General features: G+C 47.5%; 18 protein-coding genes and 2 tRNA genes. 8 read left to right on the forward strand and 12 right to left on the reverse strand.

Annotated features, from left to right (window positions below; translation table 11 throughout):
• The first annotated feature begins 90 nt into the window (after window positions 1-90).
• Window positions 91-1,977, forward strand: a complete 1,887-nt coding sequence (locus tag TOLA_RS04625; RefSeq protein ID WP_171804899.1) for a DUF3857 domain-containing transglutaminase family protein — start codon at window positions 91-93, stop codon at window positions 1,975-1,977.
• Here the strand turns inward: TOLA_RS04625 and xthA are convergent.
• From xthA to TOLA_RS04650, 5 genes are all read right to left on the reverse strand, one after another.
• The gene (gene xthA / locus TOLA_RS04630; protein ID WP_012729130.1) at window positions 1,970-2,776 is read right to left on the reverse strand and encodes an exodeoxyribonuclease III; all 807 of its coding nucleotides are present in this window, start codon (window positions 2,774-2,776) and stop codon (window positions 1,970-1,972) included. The genes TOLA_RS04625 and xthA overlap by 8 nt on opposite strands.
• Window positions 2,777-2,944: 168 nt before the next feature.
• Window positions 2,945-3,029, reverse strand: a tRNA-Tyr gene (locus tag TOLA_RS04635).
• Between the two features lie 33 nt (window positions 3,030-3,062).
• Window positions 3,063-3,147 (reverse strand) — tRNA-Tyr (locus tag TOLA_RS04640).
• A gap of 310 nt (window positions 3,148-3,457) precedes the next feature.
• Entirely contained in the window at window positions 3,458-4,942 is a 1,485-nt protein-coding gene (locus TOLA_RS04645) for a carboxypeptidase M32 (protein WP_012729131.1), read from the reverse strand.
• 130 nt (window positions 4,943-5,072) lie between these two features.
• The gene (locus TOLA_RS04650; RefSeq protein ID WP_012729132.1) at window positions 5,073-5,990 is read right to left on the reverse strand and encodes a TraB/GumN family protein; all 918 of its coding nucleotides are present in this window, start codon (window positions 5,988-5,990) and stop codon (window positions 5,073-5,075) included.
• Window positions 5,991-6,001: 11 nt separating this feature from the next.
• Here TOLA_RS04650 and TOLA_RS04655 point away from each other — a divergent pair, with 11 nt between their 5' ends.
• Complete coding sequence (locus TOLA_RS04655; protein ID WP_012729133.1) at window positions 6,002-6,334, forward strand: DUF1904 family protein; 333 nt, start codon at window positions 6,002-6,004, stop codon at window positions 6,332-6,334.
• A gap of 49 nt (window positions 6,335-6,383) precedes the next feature.
• Here the strand turns inward: TOLA_RS04655 and TOLA_RS04660 are convergent, their stop codons facing one another.
• The 3 genes from TOLA_RS04660 to gloB all read right to left on the reverse strand — a co-directional run bounded on the left by TOLA_RS04660 (window position 6,384) and on the right by gloB (window position 9,582).
• Window positions 6,384-7,211 (reverse strand): SDR family oxidoreductase, encoded by an 828-nt coding sequence (locus tag TOLA_RS04660; RefSeq protein WP_012729134.1) that lies wholly within the window; start codon window positions 7,209-7,211, stop codon window positions 6,384-6,386.
• Window positions 7,212-7,318: 107 nt separating this feature from the next.
• Window positions 7,319-8,728 (reverse strand): LysM peptidoglycan-binding domain-containing protein, encoded by a 1,410-nt coding sequence (locus tag TOLA_RS04665; RefSeq protein WP_012729135.1) that lies wholly within the window; start codon window positions 8,726-8,728, stop codon window positions 7,319-7,321.
• A gap of 83 nt (window positions 8,729-8,811) precedes the next feature.
• Window positions 8,812-9,582, reverse strand: coding sequence for a hydroxyacylglutathione hydrolase (gene gloB, locus TOLA_RS04670; protein ID WP_012729136.1), 771 nt, complete (start codon window positions 9,580-9,582; stop codon window positions 8,812-8,814).
• A gap of 86 nt (window positions 9,583-9,668) precedes the next feature.
• Here gloB and TOLA_RS04675 point away from each other — a divergent pair, with 86 nt between their 5' ends.
• Window positions 9,669-10,424: a class I SAM-dependent methyltransferase gene (locus tag TOLA_RS04675; protein WP_012729137.1), complete on the forward strand. Its 756-nt coding sequence runs from the start codon at window positions 9,669-9,671 to the stop codon at window positions 10,422-10,424.
• On the opposite strand, the gene rnhA is transcribed toward TOLA_RS04675, so the two are convergent.
• Entirely contained in the window at window positions 10,421-10,885 is a 465-nt protein-coding gene (rnhA, locus tag TOLA_RS04680) for a ribonuclease HI (protein ID WP_012729138.1), read from the reverse strand. The two genes, TOLA_RS04675 and rnhA, sit on opposite strands and share 4 nt — an antisense overlap.
• 49 nt (window positions 10,886-10,934) lie before the next feature.
• Here rnhA and dnaQ point away from each other — a divergent pair, with 49 nt between their 5' ends.
• The 3 genes from dnaQ to TOLA_RS04695 are packed head-to-tail and all read left to right on the forward strand — an operon-like array spanning window position 10,935 to window position 13,121.
• The gene (gene dnaQ, locus TOLA_RS04685; protein ID WP_012729139.1) at window positions 10,935-11,684 is read left to right on the forward strand and encodes a DNA polymerase III subunit epsilon; all 750 of its coding nucleotides are present in this window, start codon (window positions 10,935-10,937) and stop codon (window positions 11,682-11,684) included.
• Window positions 11,685-11,726: 42 nt separating this feature from the next.
• Window positions 11,727-12,305 (forward strand): D-sedoheptulose 7-phosphate isomerase, encoded by a 579-nt coding sequence (lpcA, locus tag TOLA_RS04690; protein WP_012729140.1) that lies wholly within the window; start codon window positions 11,727-11,729, stop codon window positions 12,303-12,305.
• Window positions 12,306-12,323: 18 nt separating this feature from the next.
• Window positions 12,324-13,121, forward strand: a complete 798-nt coding sequence (locus tag TOLA_RS04695; protein WP_012729141.1) for a class II glutamine amidotransferase — start codon at window positions 12,324-12,326, stop codon at window positions 13,119-13,121.
• A 16-nt stretch (window positions 13,122-13,137) separates the two neighbouring features.
• Here TOLA_RS04695 and purN read toward each other — a convergent pair whose 3' ends face one another.
• Window positions 13,138-13,800, reverse strand: coding sequence for a phosphoribosylglycinamide formyltransferase (gene purN, locus TOLA_RS04700; protein WP_012729142.1), 663 nt, complete (start codon window positions 13,798-13,800; stop codon window positions 13,138-13,140).
• Window positions 13,800-14,837: a phosphoribosylformylglycinamidine cyclo-ligase gene (gene purM / locus TOLA_RS04705; protein ID WP_012729143.1), complete on the reverse strand. Its 1,038-nt coding sequence runs from the start codon at window positions 14,835-14,837 to the stop codon at window positions 13,800-13,802. The genes purN and purM overlap by 1 nt, the downstream gene beginning before the upstream one ends.
• 168 nt (window positions 14,838-15,005) lie before the next feature.
• On the opposite strand from purM, the gene upp reads away from it, so the two are divergent.
• Both upp and hda read left to right on the forward strand, forming a co-directional pair.
• Window positions 15,006-15,632: a uracil phosphoribosyltransferase gene (gene upp / locus TOLA_RS04710; protein ID WP_012729144.1), complete on the forward strand. Its 627-nt coding sequence runs from the start codon at window positions 15,006-15,008 to the stop codon at window positions 15,630-15,632.
• A gap of 138 nt (window positions 15,633-15,770) precedes the next feature.
• Entirely contained in the window at window positions 15,771-16,472 is a 702-nt protein-coding gene (hda, locus tag TOLA_RS04715; protein ID WP_041609467.1) for a DnaA inactivator Hda, read from the forward strand.
• On the opposite strand, the gene bepA is transcribed toward hda, so the two are convergent.
• Window positions 16,469-17,983, reverse strand: coding sequence for a beta-barrel assembly-enhancing protease (gene bepA, locus TOLA_RS04720; RefSeq protein ID WP_483754804.1), 1,515 nt, complete (start codon window positions 17,981-17,983; stop codon window positions 16,469-16,471). The genes hda and bepA overlap by 4 nt on opposite strands.
• Window positions 17,984-18,005 lie beyond the last annotated feature (22 nt).

Raw genomic sequence — 18,005 nt, forward strand, 5'->3', positions numbered from 1 at the left:
TATCTGTTTAAGGGTCCCGTCTTGTTCGCTCGGTTGCTCATCGGTTTTTGTGTTTTATTCTGTAGTCTGGCTACCTATGCTGATGAGCAGGTGAAATTTTCACCAACGCCTCTCTGGGTGAAAGAGATCCTGCAGCCGGCATCTTCTGCCCAGCCATCAGTTAACGGATTACGTTACCTGCTAATTGATCGTCAGTTAAATCTGGAAGCACAGCAGGTATCCCGCTATTCACGCGATGTTATGGAGATCACCAGTACCGAGGGTCTTGAACAGGCGTCTCAATTATCATTTGAGTTTGATCCAGGCTTCGAAACGCTCCAGATCCACCGGGTGCGTGTTTTACGAAAAGGTATTTCACTGGATCGTCTGGAACCACAGGAGTTGCGGATTTTTCAGCGTGAACCGGATCTGGAACATTACCTCTATTCCGGTACCAAAACAGCGTATCTTATTTTACCGGACATCCGGGTTGGTGATGTACTCGAATACAGTTACAGCATCATAGGTCACAATCCGGTGATGGGTAATAAATTCAGCACCCAGTTGCAACTGGACTGGGAAATGCCGGTAGCACTGAATTCAGTCAGGGTCCTGGTAAATTCAGGTCGTACCCTCTATTACTCCGTGCCTGAAAATCCGAATGGTAAGCTCACCATGACAGAAACTTCCACGCACCGGGAGTTGCTGTGGCAGGAGTCGTCAGTGGCTGCGGTCACGGCAGATGATGATGTGCCCGCATGGTTTACGCCTTATCATTACTGGTCGCTCAGTGAATTTTCTTCATGGTCAGATGTTGCGAAGTGGGCTATTCCTTTGTATGAACAGGCTGCTGTTGTTGAACCTGTCATACAGAAAGTCGCCGATCAATTGATGAGTGATTCGCAAAAGCCAGAAGAGCAAATCATGGCTGCATTACAGTTCGTGCAGCAACAGATCCGCTATCTGGGTGTTGAGGATGGCATTGGATCTCATGTCCCCCGAAAAGCATCTGATACCTTGTACCGCCGTTATGGAGATTGCAAAGATAAAACGGTATTGCTCATGGCGTTACTGAAAGCGATGGGATTCAGCCCGCAGGCAGCATTGGTTAATCTGGAACAAGGCGCAGCTCTTCCCAGACAGCTGCCATCACCTTATGCATTTGATCATGTCATTGTTTCAGCCAAACTGAACAATCAGCAATATTGGCTGGATGGCACAGATCTTAATCAGGGAACAGATCTTAATACCATCGGCGTGCCTTATCTGCATTACGCATTACCGGTTGCTCCTGACAGCAAAGATTTTGTTTCTATGGATGATAAATACCGTATTGCAGAAACGGTTTTACGACGGGAACTCTGGCTGGATGAACCGGGCAGTCGTCTTCTGGTTGAAGCGCGCTATTCCGGTCATGAAGCGGAAAGTCAGCGTTCATCCTGGAAGGATATTCCGCCACAACAAATAACACATCAGCTGTTAGGTTATTATTCAAAGCTTTATCCCGATCTGGAAGGAACATCGCAACCAGAGATAAAGGATAATCTGCGCACCAACGAACTGGTTGTGCGTCAGCAGTTTTCGTCATCTGCCGGGATTGATGAGCTGACCCGGAACGGATTACCTTTATATGCGGATCTTATCGATTCTTATCTGAAAACGATTGATAGTGCGAGAAAGCAACCGCTGGCGCTGGGAGCACCTGTCCGGATCCGTCAGGAGTTCGTTTTTAATTTACCCCATGATGTGAATATTGCCGACTACAGCCAGCAATATGATAATGCGGTCTTTAAGTTCAGTGTATGGGTGCGGCAGATAAGTCCACGATTGCTGCGGATAACATATCGTTATCAGAACCATCTTGATCATGTACCTGTACGTGAACTGGCTCGTTACCGGGAAGCCGTAGCGCAAGCGAGAGATGAACTTGCGCTTAACTTCACGCTCCCGCCTGTACCTCCGGTAACGACGAATACAGCAGTGGCGGAAACTAAATAAACTCAGCCCAGATAGGGGCGTGATCAGAGGGTTTTTCCATTCCTCGGATCTCATAATCAATACCGGTTTGTTGCAGACGTTGCTGTAAAACCGATGTAGCTAACAGCAGGTCAATACGCAGTCCGCGGTTATCATCAAAGCCACGGCTACGGTAATCAAACCATGAGAAATGCTCATTGGAATCAGGATTCTGACTGCGCCAGGTATCGACGAATCCCCATGCCAGCAGTTCATTCAGCCATTCCCGTTCTTCCGGCAGGAAAGAGCATTTTCCGGTTTGCAGCCAACGCTTACGGTTAGCTTCACCAATTCCGATGTCCAAATCTGTTGAGGATATATTCATATCACCCATGATGACGATATCTTCATCCGGCGTATGATTTTGTTGCAGATAGTTCAGCAGATCCCGGTAGAACTTTTGTTTGGCCGGAAATTTTATTGGATGATCCCGTGATTCCCCCTGCGGGAAGTAACCATTGAAAACCGTCAGTAGTCGTCCGTTTTCCTGCATGAAGCGGCCTATGATCAGACGCCGCTGCGATTCTTCATCGTCTTCAGGGAAACCTTTGATAACGGCATCAGGTGTTTTACGGGACAGCAGTGCAACGCCATAGTGTGCCTTCTGGCCATGGAAATGAACCTGATAGCCCAGCTCTTCGATAATGCTTACCGGGAATGCATCATCGTGAACTTTTGTTTCCTGCAGACCGATAATGTCAGGGTGATGCTGCTCAACAATAGCCTGTAGCTGATGAGGTCTGGCTCTTAGTCCATTGATATTAAAAGATATAATTTTCATTTGATTAGGTCCGATTCCGCGCTTTGTGGTTTCATCAGAGATGCAGGTTATGACTTTCAGATTCTGCTTATAGCAGTGAAATCATTCCAAAATATTAGTTATGGAATAATAAAACAATGCTTTATTCAGTTTTTGGAATTTTTGATTGGATACGAACAGGAGAAGAGATGGTGGAGGGGGAAGGATTCGAACCTTCGAAGGCAGAGCCGTCAGATTTACAGTCTGATCCCTTTGGCCGCTCGGGAACCCCTCCACGAGCTTTTTTAGCGTTTTACTATGCACTTAATGGTGGAGGGAGAAGGATTCGAACCTTCGAAGGCAGAGCCGTCAGATTTACAGTCTGATCCCTTTGGCCGCTCGGGAATCCCTCCTCAAGTGCGGAGCGAATACTACCAGAATCTTTCGGTTTGTGAACCCCGAAAGTGCTAAAGATCTGATAAAAATAGCCCATTTTAGTTCAAGTGCTCATTTTTCAGACTTTTCTTGCCCGGAAATACAATTTATGACTGTTTTTTGTTCTGTTGAGAATAACGTTGTCAGCAGCTTCATGCAGCAAGACATCAACAGCAGTGAGATTGTTTTTTTATTACAGCAGGATGCAACGACGAGGGGAGCGGGAAAGGAGGGGGTGTATTAAAAAAACTAAAGGCCACAGACGGTAAGTTCTGTGGCCTCAGTTTGTTACAGCATGGTATAGCGTTGTTCCAGGTAATGTCGGAACCACTGTGTATTCAATGGCTCACCGGTGGCCTGACATATCAGTTCATCGGTACTGAGCAGGCTGGCTTTTTCCCAGACGTTGTTTTTTAACCAGTTGAATATCAGTGACAGTCCATTGTCAGAAGCAATCAAATCACCGATATTCCCGATATCCCGCTCAATGGCGCCAGCAAATTGGGCGGCATAAATAGCGCCTAATGTGTAGCTGGGGAAGTAGCCAAAAGAGCCGTCAGTCCAATGGATATCCTGCATGCAACCCATGGCATCATTGCCCTTGGTGCTGAGGCCCAGGTATTGCTGCATTTTTGTATTCCAGACTTCAGGCAAATCATGAACCTGAATTTTTCCTTCAATCAGTGCCTGTTCGATTTCAAAACGCAGAATAATATGAGCTGGATAGGTCAGCTCATCGGCATCGACACGGATAAATCCGGGTTCGATCCGGCTGTATAACTGAATCAGATTGTCAGCTTCCAGTGCTGGCTGATCACCGAAGTGCTGTTTGATGAGTGGTGCCATGCGGTGCAAAAATGCAGGATGACGAGCCAACTGCATTTCAAAAAACAGGCTTTGGCTTTCATGTATACCCATTGAGCGGGCTTCACCCACGGGTTGTCCCCGCCATGCAACGGGTAATCCCTGTTCATAACGGGCATGTCCGGTTTCATGGATCACACCCATCAGGCTGGACATGAAATCGTTCTCGTTGTAACGGGTTGTAATGCGTACATCTTCGGGTACGCCGCCGCAGAATGGATGCGTACTGATATCCAGCCTGCCATGGTTAAAATCAAAGCCCAGCATTTTCATAGCATGTAAGCCAAGTGACTTTTGTCTGCCAGCCGGAAACGGGCCTTCTGGTTTTACCGGGCTATATTGTGACTGACGTTCACCCGCCTGGCGGATGATCTGCGGCAGCCAGGTTTTTAGATCATTAAAGATACGCAGTAACTGATTACTGGTCATGCCAGGTTCGTACAGATCAATCAGACTGTCATAAGGTGATAATTCAAGCGCTTCAGCCCGGATCTGTGCGGCCTCGCGGGTAAGATCCACGACAACTTTCAGATTTGGTTCAAAACCTTTCCAGTCGTTATTTTTCCGTTGTCCGCGCCAGGCATGTTCGCAACGTGAGCCTGCCAGTGCTCTGGCCTGAACCAGATCGTCCGGCAGCAAGGCTGCATTTTGCCAGCGGCGACGCATCTCATGCAGATTCGCTTTTTGTGCATCAGACAATTCTTCATTTTCAGCTGTATTCAGCCAGTCAGCGACTTCTACCGAAGTAAGTTTCTGATGATGTAATAATGCCAGTTCAGCTAATGCGGCTCCCCGGGCCTGATTTCCACCATCAGGCATCATAGTCGCCTGATCCCAGCCACAAATAGCCTGCAGATGTTGCAGATGATGCAGTTGTTGAAAACGTTGCTCTAATAATTGATAAGACATGCTGTGTTTCCTGTTCTCTTTCTGCAGCAAATAATATGCGTTGTTATGCCGTAATGATAACGCCCGGGTCTATGGCAGACCAGTAATTAACTCTACAGTTTGACTGATGTGCTAAGAGTCTGTTTGTCGTCTATCGGGCCGGAATGTTAGTCAGCTTATATCCGTTTTGTTCCAGCATTTTTAACAATCCATTGTCACCATAAAGATGCATGGCTCCGACCACCATGAAGTTAGAATGTGCTGTCTGAGCCATGATTTGCGGTAACCATTGCTGATTTCTTTCTTTAATTAAGTGCTGTTCGAGATATTGCTGCAATTCCTGGCTGGTAGACTCATCATCAAGTAACGCCTGAATTTTGTTCCGGTCACCGGTGCCCCACGCTTTAATCAGTGCGGGAAGTTCATCATTGACCTTATTGATTTGTTGTAAGGTTGCATCAAGAAAATCGTCTTCCACAGCGCCCAGCCCTGCCAGATAAGCCAGCTGTTGTTCCGTTGTTTCCAGATAATTAATCGTGAGCTGCCGCTCTTTTGCCAGATTAATGAAATAGTGATCGATACCAAACGATGGCTGATAACCAGCCAGTTGGATCGCTTGCTGCTGTAAGGTAATGGCTACAAACCAGGGGCGAAAATGAGCCAGTAACGGTTCATTTAATTGATATTGTGAAGCAACATCAATGGTTCTCTGATATAGCGCTGCACCCAGTTGCTGGTTCAGTGTCACGTCTGACGGCAACATGGCGTAACTCATCAGCATTTGATTATTGCCTGATGATGAGCTGAGGTCGGTTTCTACTATTAGTGTGTCAGCCTGTTGCCAGCTCTGCATTATGGATGGCGCTAATGGATACATCTCTTCGCTGCCAACATGAATTGAGCCCAGTAGCCAAACTTTTTGTTGTCCACGTTCAGCTAACCAGAAATCAGGTGTTGAGGTTGCCAGTGACTGGCCCGGTGACAGGCTTAACAGCAATACGCTTAGCCAGCTAATCTCTTTCATTCGTGAGATCAGGGCATTACCATAGCGCAGAAGTCTATTTTCCATGGAGATATTTGATGCCTCATATTCGATGCCGCGGGATGCAACGTGAATTAGTCGCGGCAATAAGTGAAACACTGGTTGAGCAACTTGCGGAGCTAACTCAGGCTCCGGCTGCTCACTTTACTATTGAGTATATTCCGGCTGAGTTTATTGCAACACGCTTTGGTGGCCAGGCCTATCCATTTATTGAACTTTTCTGGTTTGATCGTGGACAGGAGATGCAGGATAAAGCCGCACAGCTGATCACTTCGGTTGTGAAAGCAACTGCGGGTAATGATGTTGATGTGGCCATTGTTGTTCAACCACTCGCGCGTACTGGTTATTATGATAACGGCCAGCATTATTAATCTGTCTAATCTGTCACCGAGATGCCGCATAATCTGATTGCGGCATTTTTTACGCTGAACGGCAAAGGATGCTGTCGAGCCAGCGTGTCGGTAATACTCTTCTTAAAACAGCAAACAGATGTGTCGGGAAGGTTACTCCGTAGCGAGTTTTAGCCCGTTTGCTACGTAACGCATGTAATACCGGCGCTACACAGGATTCAGGTCCGAGGGTAAACGGATTTTTAGGTTTTGGATTTTGTAAGCGTTGTAACGTTTGCTGATAGATATCATGGTGACGGCTTTCCGTTACATTGATGTGTTGCAGGAATTTAGCGAGCGCGTTACTGCGAAATTGACTGCTTACCGGACCCGGTTCAACCAGACTGATTTGTATTTTTGTATTCCGCAATTCGAGCCGAAGTGTATCCGTATAACCTTCCAGTGCGAATTTACTGGCGTTATAAGCGCCGCGGTATTTCATCGCGACTAATCCCAGCAGCGAGCTGATCTGAATAATCCGGCCTCGGTTTTCTTTGAGCATACCCGGCAGAATAAGGCGGGTCAGATGATGCCAGCCAAACAGATTGGTATTGAATTGTTCGCGTAATGCCTGAGTTGGCAGGTCTTCGATTGCGCCCGTCTGGCCATAAGCGCCATTATTAATCAGGCCATATAACTGACCATTTGATTGTACCAAAGCCCATGCAACTGCCTGTTCAATGCTTTTTTCGTCATTCAGATCCAGTTGATATGCATTCAGACCTGATTGCAGCAAATGGTTTACATCATTCTCTTTTCTTGCTGTTGCCAGTACGTTGAATCCTTCCTGCTGCAGACGTTGAGCTAAATGCAGACCAATACCGGTAGAGCAGCCTGTAATGAGAATGAAATCAGACATCATGTTTCCTGTGTATGAGAATGAGTCTTTTCATCTTAATACCTGTGGACGCAGAAAACAAAACCGGGAGCATCTGCTCCCGGTTTTATATTCATTACGAACGGAAATTACACTCCGCTGTCATTAAGCCGTACAGTCAGTGTCTGACCTGGTTTAAGACGGTTATGATCCAAGCTGTTCCAACGCATCAGATCATTGATCGTGATTTGGAACTTCTCGGCAATCGAAGAAAGTGAGTCACCACGGCGAACTTCATAACGGCGTGATTTCGCAGCTTTGGCGACCGACAATTTGGATGCCTTGCCGGATGCTTTGCTTACTGGTGCATTTACCAGCAGCACCTGACCTGCTTTCAGTTTCTTTTTCGTCAACTTATTCCACTGCATCAGCTGTTTTTCTGATACACCGTAAGAGCTGGCGATCGTCCACAAGGTATCACCACGTTTTACCTTATGGTGCACGCTGATACTTACTGATGATCCTGATTTGGCGGCATCATCATTTTTCGCAAGTGCAACACGCTCGCTGTCATTACGCATGCGTTTTTGCGGCGCCATGTCAGCTAATGCCAACTCCAGCTCATCAGCTACACCAATTGGTACCAAAAGATGATCTGGTCCTTGTGGTGAAGTCGTGTTCCGGTTAAAACCAGGGTTCAGACGTTTCAGTGCAGGCAATGACATGCCGGCCTGCTCTGCTGCCGTGCGCAGATCGATTTGACCATTGGTGTCAATTAAACGCACTGATGGGCGATTTGGAACTTTTGGCAAATCAATCCCATATTTTTTCGCATTCTTAATGACATCAGCCAGAGCCATCAGACGTGGTACATATTCCATAGTCTGACGAGGCAGATTCAGCGAGAAAAAGTCAGTCGCCTTACCTTGTGCACGGTTGGCTTTAATTGCATTCTGGATGCGGCCTTCACCCGCATTATAGGCGGCTACAGCATTCAGCCAGTCACCATCAAAATAAGCATTCAACTGAGCCAGATAATCGAGAGCAGCATGTGTTGATGCGACAACATCGCGACGGCCGTCATACCAGTAGTCTTGCTTCAGACCATAACGTTTGCCTGATGCACTTAAGAATTGCCATAAGCCAACAGCGTTGCCATGGGAGCGGGCATTAGGGTTATATGCGCTTTCAACAATGGGCAATAACACCAGCTCCATTGGCATCTGACGTTTATCTATTTCCTCGGTGATCAGGTGGAGGAATGGGGCAGCACGTTCAGTGACAGTACGCAGATATTTGGGATGTTTGATGTACCAGTCTCGATAAGCGATGACGTCCGGATCGTTTGGCATGGTCAACTGCATTTCGTCAGCAATGCGGTCCCACATATAAGGGTGTGAGCTTTCCGATCGATCCAGTGCCGAAGTCGCATGTGAGCGGTAGTTCGACATTACGTTAACGGTAGAACCCAAATTGTTTTTATCTGAGTCTTGTTGTAACGCCTGGCAACCGGTCAGCAACAGCGCGCCCAATAGGGCCAAATGTAGCTTCATGTTCATCCAGTCATCCTCAATATTTTGACAGATGGTATGTGTGATTAGGGTTCAGATCAAGCCTTGCATAAATTATGCTCATTTACAGCTCAAAGATTATTCTTTTTTTCACGCAAAATAGCAAAGATCTGGATCTCATTTTCGAGATAGAGTTCGCTTGAATTCTGAGCGAAAACGGCCACCGAAGGCATATGTGTGCGTAAAAACACATTACTCTGTTTTTCTATTCCAATAGTAGAGGGGAGTGTTGGACACCCTTGCTGTCGTAGCTTGCTTACCTCTTTAATCCGCTTAATTGTAAATACATTATCCGGTTCTGCCTGCAGACAGTAGCTTAAATTATTGTAAGTATATTCATGTGCAGGATAAACAAGGGTATCTTCAGGCAAGCTGGCAAGGCGCTGCAGAGAGTGATACATCTGTTCTGCAGTACCGGAGAACAAGCGTCCGCAGCCACCAGAAAAGAGCGTATCGCCGCAAAACAGGGCACCATGACCATGAAAAACAATATGCTCAGCGGTGTGCCCCGGGGTATGCCAGACAGTAAACGTCAGATCAAGATCAGGGAAGCTGATCAGATCCTGATCGCGCATGGTCTGCAACTGAGGCACGTCTGTTAATGTTATCTGCGGACCATAGACCGCGCACTGCGGATATAGGGCCAACAGTTCAGCTACACCGTCTACATGATCATGATGGTGATGGGTGACAAAGATAGCTTTGAGATTCAGAGATTGTTGCCGGAGTCGTTCAATCACAGGGGCCGACTCACCAGGGTCAACCACAATCGCTTGATTTCCCTGTTTTATCAGCCAAATATAGTTATCCTGACGGCTTGGAATTGTTTGTACCTGCAACATGTGATGCGCTCCGGTTCTATAAACAGATGTTGTGTATAGAATGAAAGAGAAAGAAAGGCAATATTTACCCGTTTTGAGGTGATGATGTGAAACCAGCAAAAATAAACCAGGCAATTATTACACCAGAGAACTGGAGTGAATTGCCAATGGGTGATTGGCTGGCAATGGAGATCCAACACAAGCTCGATGAGTGGTGTCCGCTTATGTTTGGCTATCACTTGCTGAAGCTGGGGACACTAAGCAGTCAGCTTTCATGTGCTGCTTCCTCGATCCGTCATCAATGTGCAGTTGCTCCGGAAGGTGCCTCACTGGGAATTATCGCTGACGTTGATGAATTACCTATCCGCTCAGGAAGTATTGATGCCTGTTTGCTGGCACATCTGTTGGACTTCAGCAGTGATCCGCATCAGATATTAAGGGAAGTCGAGAGGGTGCTAACGCCGGATGGCTGGATCATCATCAGCGGTTTTAATCCTTATAGTCTGGTTGGCCTGGGAAGGCTGTTACCGAACCTCCGGCGCCGTTTGCCGTGGTCTGCCCGAATGTTTTCTCCGGAACGAGTACTGGACTGGTTACACCTGCTTGGTTTTGAAGTCGTGCATCTGGAGGGCTTCGCGTATTCAACCGTGACTCGCCGTAACCGATTCCATTTCTGGAAAGAAAAAACCGGCAGGCGTTGCGGCTACCGGTTTGCATCAACTTATATGCTGGCCGCAAGAAAACGCACGATTCCGCTAACCCGTATCCGCGAAGCTGCCTGGCTGAGACGACCGGTAATGGTGGGCGGCATGGCCAGACTGAATAATCCGGCCTGCACGAAAAGTGAAGGTGTAAACTTTTAGGATGGATATCCGGAATCAATCAGGCGGCTGTCAGCCAGCGCTGCATTGCGGGCCAGTTCATCGCAGCGTTCATTTTCCGGGTGACCGGAATGACCTTTAACCCAAAACCATTCCACATCATGACGCTGAATTTCGCTGTCCAGCAGTAACCATAAGTCCACGTTTTTTACTGGTTCGCGGTTAGCCGTTTTCCAGCCTTTTTTCTTCCAACCGTGGATCCACTGGGTAATACCTTGCCGGACATACTGGCTGTCAGTGGTCAATCTGACCTGACAGGGTTCGCTTAATGATTGCAAACCTGCAATAGCGGCCATTAGTTCCATGCGGTTATTTGTCGTCAGCTCGTAACCCTGAGCCAACTCTTTACGGTGTTGCTTGTAGATCAAAACAGCGGCATAACCGCCCGGGCCTGGGTTACCGAGACATGAGCCATCGGTATAGAGAGTTATCTGTTTTAGCATAGTGTCGTGGTATTCTGAGCATCTGAGTAAAGTGTGACATAAAAGTGCTATGAACCCAATGCAAACGAATCGCTACGTAATTCTCGATACCGAAACCACGGGTATGAACCAGAGTGGTGGCCCGGTCTATATCGGTCACCGCATCATTGAAATTGGTTGTGTGGAGGTGATTAACCGTCGTTTAACCGGAAATCATTATCATGTCTATATCAAGCCGGATCGTTTGGTTGATGAAGAGGCGATCCGGGTTCATGGTATTACCGATGCTTTTCTGGCCGATAAACCACCGTTTGCTGCGATTGCGCAAGAATTCCGGGATTTTATTCGTGGTGCGGAATTAGTCATTCATAACGCGTCGTTCGACGTTGGCTTTATCGATCATGAATTTAATAAGCTAGGCTGGACGGAGCGGGTTAAAGACATCTGCCGGGTAACGGATTCGCTGGCATTGGCGCGGGGACAATTCCCTGGCAAACGTAACAGTCTGGATGCGTTGTGTACTCGTTTTGGTATCGATAACTCGCACCGTACTTTGCACGGCGCATTATTGGACGCCGAAATTCTGGCCGATGTCTATTTATTGATGACGGGTGGCCAGACGCGACTGGAGTTACACAACACGGTCAATGATAATAATTCAGCGTCATCCGCGTCAGCACAACAGCTGAAGATGATACAGCGTAACGGCTCATTAAAAGTTTTGAGCGCATCAGCTGATGAGTTGGCGGCTCATGAAAAAAGATTGGATCTGGTGGCGAAGAAAGGCGGTTGTTGCCTGTGGCGATCAGAACAAGAATAGACGGTTTTTCCATATAAAAACTTGAAAGGAAAAATACAGCATATGTATCAGGAATTGATCAAGCAGGAACTGGTAACCGCTCAGCAAGCACTGGCTGATTTTATCGCTGACGCGGAAAATATTAATGCCATTGAACGGGCTGCAACGTTGATCGCCGCATCACTGCGCGATGGTGGCAAAGTAATGTCATGTGGTAATGGCGGTTCTCATTGTGATGCCATGCACTTTGCGGAAGAGCTGACCGGTCGTTACCGTGAAGATCGTCCGGGATATGCCGGTATTGCCATCTCGGATCCAAGTCATTTGTCCTGCGTCTCTAATGATTATGGCTATCAATACGTGTTCTCTCGTTATCTGGAGGCTGTTGGTCGTCCGGGGGATGTGATGCTGGGGATTTCAACCAGCGGTAATTCTCAAAACATTATTACTGCGATTGAATCAGCAAAAGCGAAAGGGATCAAAGTTGTCGTTTTGACCGGTAAAGATGGCGGGAAAATGGCTGGTCTGGCCGATGTTGAAATCCGGGTTCCTTATTTTGGCTATGCCGATCGTATTCAGGAAATTCATATTAAAGTTATCCATATTTTGATCATGCTGATTGAAAAAGAGTTGGCGGTCTGATTAGTTCGAGGTGAGGCTGTGTGCGAATTACTGGGTATGAGTGCGAATGTTCCCACCGATATCTGCTTTAGTTTTAGCGGGTTAGTGCAACGTGGTGGGCGTACAGGCCCTCATGTTGATGGCTGGGGTATCACTTTCTATGAAGGGAAGGGGTGTCGTACCTTTAAAGATCCCGTGGCGTGCGCTCAGTCTCAAATAGCCAAGCTGGTTCAGGAATACCCGATCAAAAGTTGTGCGGTAGTGAGCCATATCCGGCAGGCAAACCGTGGCAGTGTAGCTCTGGAAAACACGCATCCGTTTACGCGTGAACTGTGGGGACGTTACTGGACCTTTGCACATAATGGTCAGCTGACGAATTATGAATCGCTGGATTGTGGCAGATTTGAACCCGTTGGCCAGACCGACAGTGAAAGGTCATTTTGCTGGTTGTTAAATCAGCTGGAGAAACAATTTCCGGTATTTCCTGCGACGCCGGAAAAGTTATTCCGCTTTTTGGCAACATTATGTAATCAGCTGATGGCGCTGGGTGTGTTCAATATGCTGTTGTCTGATGGTGAATATCTGATCACTTACTGCACAACAAATCTGCATAGCATTACACGCAGAGCGCCGTTTGGTCAGGCGAAGCTGATCGATGATGACGTTACGATTGATTTTCAGCAGGAAACAACGCCGGATGATGTGGTAACTATCATTGCAACGCAACCACTGACGAACAATGAATGCTGGCTGAAAATGGCCAGGGGGGAATTGAATGTTTTCCACCTTGGTGAAAAGATGCTGACTATTGAGACGGAAAAAAATCAGGGAGCTTAAGCTCCCTGAATATTCATTATTCTGCTGGTTGTTCTACGCCATCGTCATCGCTGGCATAACCAGAGACCGGAAGACATTCGCCATCCAGCCAGGCTTTACCTTCTTTCATGACTAAGCGTTGCTGACAGAACCAGTTGATCACTAACGGATAGATCTGATGTTCCTGCACATGTACACGTTGTGCCAGTTCTTCGACAGTATCATCTGCAAAAACCGGAACTTTTGCCTGCAGAATTACCGGACCGCCATCCAGTTCTTCCGTCACAAAATGCACACTGGCACCATGTTCACTGTCACCAGCATCAAGTGCACGCTGATGAGTATGTAACCCCTGATATTTAGGCAGTAAAGATGGATGGATGTTTAGCATCCGGCCGGCATAGTGGTTCACAAATGCAGGTGTCAGGATGCGCATAAATCCGGCCATGATGAGCAGATCTGGCTGATGACGATCAATTTCAGCTATCAATGCTGCATCGTATTGCGCCCGATCAGGATGATCCTGATGAGATATCACCGCTGTATGAATATCAGCAGCCTGCGCCCGTTTTAAACCGTAGGCATCAGCCCGGTTACTGACGACTGCAGCAACCCGGCCGTGTATTTTGCCAGACTTGCAGGCATCAATGACTGCCTGCAGGTTACTACCGGTTCCGGAAATCAGAACAACCAGATTCATTAGTTGATTTCTACCTGTTTTTCACCGGCAGCTGCTTGTTCGATCTGACCGATCAGCCATGCGTTTTCGCCTTCGGCTTTCAGTAATGCCAGAGCAGCATCAACCTGTGCCTGTGGCAGCGCGATGATCATGCCAACGCCACAGTTGAAGGTACGGTACATTTCGTAAGTTTCAACGTTGCCGCTCTTCTGCAGCCAGTTGAACACTTCTGGCCATTGCCAGCTGGAACCGTCGATCACTGCTTTGGTGTTTTCTGGCAGTACACGCGGGATGTTTTCCCAGAAACCGCCGCCAGTGATGTGAGACAATGCATGAACTTCACAGTTTTTCAGCAGTTTCAGTACTGGCTTAACATAGATGCGGGTCGGAGCCAGCAGCGCGTTAGCCAGAGTAGAATCGCCCAGCGGTTGTTGTACGTCAGCTTTGCTCACTTCCAGAATCTTACGGATCAAAGAGAAACCGTTAGAGTGCGGACCAGAAGAGGCCAGAGCAATCAGCGCATCGCCTGCAGCTACTTTAGAACCGTCGATGATTTCTGAAGCTTCAACCACGCCTACGCAGAAACCTGCCATGTCGTAGTCTTCGCCTTCGTACATACCAGGCATTTCAGCAGTTTCACCGCCGACCAATGCACAGTTGGATTGTTCACAACCAGCACCAATACCAGTAACTACTGCCGCGGCTGTATCTACGTCCAGTTTACCGGTTGCGTAGTAATCTAAAAAGAACAGCGGTTCTGCACCTTGAACGATCAGATCGTTCACACACATTGCAACCAGATCGATACCAACGGTATCGTGTTTTTTCAGATCGATCGCCAGACGCAGTTTGGTGCCGACGCCATCAGTACCTGAAACCAGAATAGGTTCGCGATAGCCAGCCGGAATGCGGCACAGAGCACCAAAACCACCCAGTCCGCCCATTACTTCAGGACGGCGGGTGCGTTTGGCAACGCCTTTGATACGCTCAACCAGGGCATTACCTGCATCGATATCAACGCCAGCGTCCTTGTAGCTCAGTGAAGTCTTGTCAGTCACGATAGATCCTTGTCGTAATCGCTGTTAAGGGGGATATTAAACAGTCTCTATTCTAGCAGTCACAAACGCAGAGAAAAAGAAAACCTGTGGTTTGCAGCAGAAAACATTCATTTTCCATGTATACGAATGATAAGATCTTCCCCGGATAATGAATTTACGGAGGTCATAATGAAAGTCATCGAGGTGAAACACCCGCTGGTGAAGCATAAACTGGGTCTGATGCGCGAAGCTGACATCAGCACCAAGCGGTTTCGTGAGTTAGCCAAAGAAGTGGGCAGCCTGCTGACATATGAAGCGACCTCTGATTTTGAAACTGAAAAGGTAACCATTGATGGTTGGAATGGTCCGGTTGAAGTGGATCAGATCAAAGGGAAGAAGGTCACTGTAGTACCAATCCTGCGTGCCGGTTTGGGCATGATGGATGGGGTGCTGGAACATATGCCAAGTGCTCGTGTCAGTGTGGTGGGGATTTACCGTGATGAAGAAACCCTGCAACCAGTACCGTATTTCCAGAAAATTGTCAGCAATATTGATGAGCGTCTGGCTCTGATTGTTGATCCTATGCTGGCGACCGGCGGTTCAATGATTGCAACTATTGATCTGCTGAAGCAAAAAGGCTGCAAACAGATCAAGGTGATTGTACTGGTTGCTGCGCCGGAAGGTCTGGCGGCACTGCAGGCGGCGCATGATGATGTGGAAGTGTATTGCGCATCCATCGATCAGGGACTGAATGAAAAAGGTTATATCATTCCTGGTCTGGGTGATGCCGGTGACAAGATTTTCGGTACTAAATAATAGTCATTATTAAAAACAGCAGTGAGCACAGATTATTGCGATGCTGTTTTTCTGTCTGGGATGGCGTGTGCCATCTCAGACTATGCCTGAACCTGAACAGTTTTCCCCTATATTCAGCCCCATTAACAGGCGCTCATGATGCTGCAATCAACCCAACTTTCTCTGGCCGTACAACTTCCTGATGATGAAACATTCGCCAGTTTTTATCCTGGTAGCAATGCTCAGCTAATTACCACGCTGAAAAATGCAGCGATCGGGGAAGGGGTGCCACTGATTTATTTTTGGGGATGTCGCGGATCCGGTCGTTCTCATCTGCTGCATGCGACATGTGCAGAAATTAATGGTAACGGTGAATCAGCGGTTTATATCCCGCTTGATCGTCATGATCAGTATTCCCCTGATATTCTGGAAGGAATGGAGCGTATGCCTTTGCTCTGTCTGGATAATCTGGATGCGGTTGCCGGAAGCAGAGTATGGGAAGAGTCACTTTTTAATCTTTTCAATCGCTGGAAGGAAACCAGCCGGGGATCGCTGATCATGTCTGCCAGTACGGCACCGCGCAAACTGGGGTTATGTTTGCCGGATTTGGCTTCCCGTCTCGACTGGGGCGTTTCGTTCCAACTGCATGAACTGGATGATGAAGGTAAGCTGGGGGCTCTGCAATTACGAGCAGCGTTACGCGGATTCAAGTTGCCGGTGGATGTTGGTCGTTTTCTGTTAAATCGTTTATCCCGTGATATGCGGATGCTGTTACAGACGTTAGATACGCTGGACAGTGCCTCTTTACATGCCCAGCGCAAACTGACGATTCCTTTTATCAAGGAAGTGCTGGAACTTTAACGTTTCAGGCTATCGTCTACCTTTTTCTGTTTTTCCAGTTCTGCTATCCGGGCATCAATTCTTGCCTGGCTTAGTCCATCAGCAGTGTTAGCCCTGGCCATATGCAAATGATCGGTCGCCTGAGCAATATCTCCCCGCAAGGCCAGATATTCGGCCTGTGCCTGATGGAAACCAGTCTGATTGGCGGTTTGCTGATAGCCTTCTGTCAATAATTGCCATGCTAACGAAGATTCGGGATTGTTGCGGGTATACTGATCCAGCAGACGGATAGATGCCTCAGGCTGGTTTGCTTTCAGATAAACATTGGCCAGATTGATGATAATGACCGGATTATTCTGCATATTCTGGTTGCGTTGTTCCAGGCGAGAAATAGCAGCGCTGTATTGCTGAGCATCTATTTCCTGATCAGTCAGTGAATCCTGGAAAAACAGATTATCCGGCTGCTGCTTGATTAACGTAGCCAGAATATTGCCTGCTTCTGCCGAATGGTTCGACTTCATTAAGGCCAGTGCCTTGCCATATTGAGCTGCCAGTTGTGCAGGCGATCCCAGACGGCTTTTTTTTGCGTTTTGCTCAAAATAAGCAAGCAGACTATCGGTGCTTTGACTGGTATACATCGCCTGGATCCGGGCCTTAGCCAGATAAAAATCCAGACTGGAATCACGGTGCGGTGTTTTGTAACTAGCAGCCCGGTTTCTGGCTTCAGCAATCCGGTTTTCAGTGATCGGGTGAGTCAGCAACATTTCCGGCAATTTGGAGGAATAACGGTTTTCTGCAGCTAATTTCTGGAAAAATGTCATCATTCCGCCAGGCTCAAAACCGGCATTCGCAAGTAATGCCATACCAATCCGATCTGCTTCATACTCGTTGTCGCGGGTAAAGTTAATCGAGTTCTGGAGCGTTAAGCCCATGGTGGCATTGATTGCTGCGGCACCTGCGGTCGGGTTTAACATTGCCAGCGCAATTGAACCTACCAGACCGGCGATAGACAGTGGTGTGCTTTTTGCCTGATCTTCCAGATAACGGGCAATATGGCGTTGTGTGACATGGCTGATTTCATGGGCTAATACGCCTGCCAGTTCACTTTCCGTTTCTGCATGTAAAAATAAACCACTGTGTACTTTGATCCGGCCGCCGAGAAATGCTGCCGCATTAATGGCGTTATCTTTCACCAGGAAAAAAGTAAAAGGAAAGCGGACATTATTGGCCTGACTGACAATGCTGAGTCCGAGATCATTGATGTATTCGTCAAGAACAGGATCATCGATCAGGGGGAGGCTGGCTCTGGCAAAACGCATAAACGCTTTCCCATACAAAACTTCCTGTTCAACAGATAAAGCTGAAACACCGGCAGTGCCAATGTCAGGTAGCTGAGAATTGGCCTGGGACAGAGAAGAAAACATAAGGTAACAAGTGGTCCCAAAGCACAGCAGGGATTTTTTCAGGCAGCGATAAAGCACAACATTCCCCTTTCTTTGATAATTATCTGTTTTGACATGCCAAAAATACATCGTAAGCGATTACACTAGGCAA

The organism is Tolumonas auensis DSM 9187, from assembly GCF_000023065.1.
In the GTDB taxonomy this organism is placed as follows: Bacteria; Pseudomonadota; Gammaproteobacteria; order Enterobacterales; family Aeromonadaceae; genus Tolumonas; species Tolumonas auensis.

Excerpts from the sequence above, each read along its gene's own strand:
- xthA (WP_012729130.1), bottom strand. The coding sequence starts at position 2,776 with ATGAAAATTATATCTTTTAATATCAATGGACTAAGAGCCAGACCTCAT.
- TOLA_RS04645 (WP_012729131.1), bottom strand. The coding sequence starts at position 4,942 with ATGTCTTATCAATTATTAGAGCAACGTTTTCAACAACTGCATCATCTG.
- TOLA_RS04650 (WP_012729132.1), bottom strand. The coding sequence starts at position 5,990 with ATGGAAAATAGACTTCTGCGCTATGGTAATGCCCTGATCTCACGAATG.
- TOLA_RS04655 (WP_012729133.1), top strand. The coding sequence starts at position 6,002 with ATGCCTCATATTCGATGCCGCGGGATGCAACGTGAATTAGTCGCGGCA.
- TOLA_RS04660 (WP_012729134.1), bottom strand. The coding sequence starts at position 7,211 with ATGTCTGATTTCATTCTCATTACAGGCTGCTCTACCGGTATTGGTCTG.
- TOLA_RS04665 (WP_012729135.1), bottom strand. The coding sequence starts at position 8,728 with ATGAACATGAAGCTACATTTGGCCCTATTGGGCGCGCTGTTGCTGACC.
- gloB (WP_012729136.1), bottom strand. The coding sequence starts at position 9,582 with ATGTTGCAGGTACAAACAATTCCAAGCCGTCAGGATAACTATATTTGG.
- rnhA (WP_012729138.1), bottom strand. The coding sequence starts at position 10,885 with ATGCTAAAACAGATAACTCTCTATACCGATGGCTCATGTCTCGGTAAC.
- dnaQ (WP_012729139.1), top strand. The coding sequence starts at position 10,935 with ATGAACCCAATGCAAACGAATCGCTACGTAATTCTCGATACCGAAACC.
- lpcA (WP_012729140.1), top strand. The coding sequence starts at position 11,727 with ATGTATCAGGAATTGATCAAGCAGGAACTGGTAACCGCTCAGCAAGCA.
- purN (WP_012729142.1), bottom strand. The coding sequence starts at position 13,800 with ATGAATCTGGTTGTTCTGATTTCCGGAACCGGTAGTAACCTGCAGGCA.
- upp (WP_012729144.1), top strand. The coding sequence starts at position 15,006 with ATGAAAGTCATCGAGGTGAAACACCCGCTGGTGAAGCATAAACTGGGT.
- hda (WP_041609467.1), top strand. The coding sequence starts at position 15,771 with ATGCTGCAATCAACCCAACTTTCTCTGGCCGTACAACTTCCTGATGAT.
- bepA (WP_483754804.1), bottom strand. The coding sequence starts at position 17,983 with ATGTATTTTTGGCATGTCAAAACAGATAATTATCAAAGAAAGGGGAAT.